At 68.2% G+C, this 1,724-nt stretch carries 2 protein-coding genes; both read right to left on the bottom strand.

The annotated features are described in order from the left end of the window. Positions 1-317: OB-fold nucleic acid binding domain-containing protein (locus ACZ5CR_RS44585; protein WP_468869232.1), on the bottom strand; the 317-nt coding region annotated here is incomplete at its 3' end. A gap of 400 nt (positions 318-717) precedes the next feature. Beyond that, complete coding sequence (locus tag ACZ5CR_RS44590; protein ID WP_468869234.1) at positions 718-1,569, bottom strand: GNAT family N-acetyltransferase; 852 nt, start codon at positions 1,567-1,569, stop codon at positions 718-720. Positions 1,570-1,724: the final 155 nt, after the last annotated feature.

Genomic DNA, 1,724 nt, shown 5'->3' on the forward strand with positions numbered 1-1,724 from the left:
GTCTCAGCCAGGTTCAGGACCTCCACTGACTCGGGTACGAGTTCCAGGCCGCCCAGTTTCACGATCTCGTTGTCGACCACGCGGCCGGTGATACGGACCGCGGACTCGGTGGTCAGGCTCTCCAGCGCCTTCTCGATTTCGTCGCCCTCACCGCCACGGCGGTGGGTGACTTGAACCATGCCGGTGTGGTCGCGGACGACCACGAACTGCATCTTGGCCTGCAGCCGGAGCGTGTTCACCCAGCCTGAGACAGAGACGGTTTCACCTGCGTGTTGTCGCAGGTCAGAGATCAAAACGCGGCTCGTCGTGTGGATCATCGCAGCCCTCCCAGGGGCGTCGTCATGATCCCTTGGGAGCGTGGGCGAGAAGGGGACTCGCGGTGCCACCACGCTTTTGCCACCGCCAGGCAGCAGCGGCCTCATTCGTGCCCGATGACGGGGGCCAACCGGCGGGGCATTAGACCCGAAGGCCGTTCCTCCCCGCGCTCAGGAGGGTCTTCACCAAGGGCTATGAGACTGCCTTCACAGCTGCCGGCAGCTCTCTCAGCTCACGTGACCCTGGGCTACTTGTCTCCATCAACGCGTTGCCATCGAGGGTAGGAGGACTCCGGACGCAGGGGCAACAGGAATAGGGCCGAGGCACGGCGCGTCCCTTTTGCCGGGGAGCGACCGGCTCGCTGGCCCGCTTCTCCCGAGTCTGGCCGCGCCCGGACAGTGCCTAGAAGTTGTACAGCGCGAAGTCCGTCACGGGGCGGTATCCGATCCGCTGGTACAGGCCGTTGCTGGTGGGGTTGGCCAGGTCTGCGAACAGCACAACCTCCGTCGCGCCTGCGGCCAGCGCGGCCCGGCTCACCTCGGCTGTCGCGGCGCCCCCGTAGCCGTGACCGCGCAGGTGGGCCGGGGTGTAAACGGGGGCGACGCGGATCTGGCCGGCGACCATCGGGGTCATGCCCGCCATGGAGACGGGGCCGTCCGGGGTCTCCCAGAACGTGACGCGTCCGTGGGTGATGCGCGTGTCGGCCCAGGAGCTGGCATCCACCGAGGCGGATCCGCCGATGGCAGCGACAAACTCGCGGTACCAGAGCATGAGTTGTTCGCGGTCCTCCTCGCCCACAACTCGACCCCGGCCCTGCGGGAGTGGCTCCGGCGGGGTGAGCGTGTGGAGGCGGTACAGACGCTCCCGCTCGTGGAGCATCGCTGTCGCGCCTGTGCGCCGCTGCCAAGCCTCGGCGAAGGCGGTGGCGGTGTCGTGGTCCGCAATGACGCCGGGGATCAGGCGGCCGAGGCCAGCCAGGTGGGCGGCGAGGCTGTCGGCCTCCTCGGGAGTGAGAGGGGTGAGGTTCAGGCGGCGGGGTGGGGTGTGGAAGAGAGTGGCGCGGACCTCGCCAGCCCGCTCCAGCCGACCGAAGATCGGGGCGTCGGTGCCGTACGCGTCTGCCCCGCGCGTACGCAGCGCCTCGGTCACTGTCAGGGGGAGGGTGTGCAGAGCTGGGCGCGAGTGCAGGAAGTCTGCTGCACGGTCTAGGAAGCTGTCGACGTCATCGGTGAGGTGCCAGTCATCCGGGCGCATGCCTCATGATCCCGCGTGTGCACAGACTGCGCCCGTGATTTTCCGACGGGGCGAGGTGACGGGGGCGGTCAGGACACCGCCTCCCCAATGGCTCCACCAACTACTCGGGCTTCAGGTCCGTCGTCTGGCTGTCCTGCGGGTACCTGTCCGCGGAC

This window comes from Streptomyces sp. NPDC031274, from assembly GCF_055570235.1.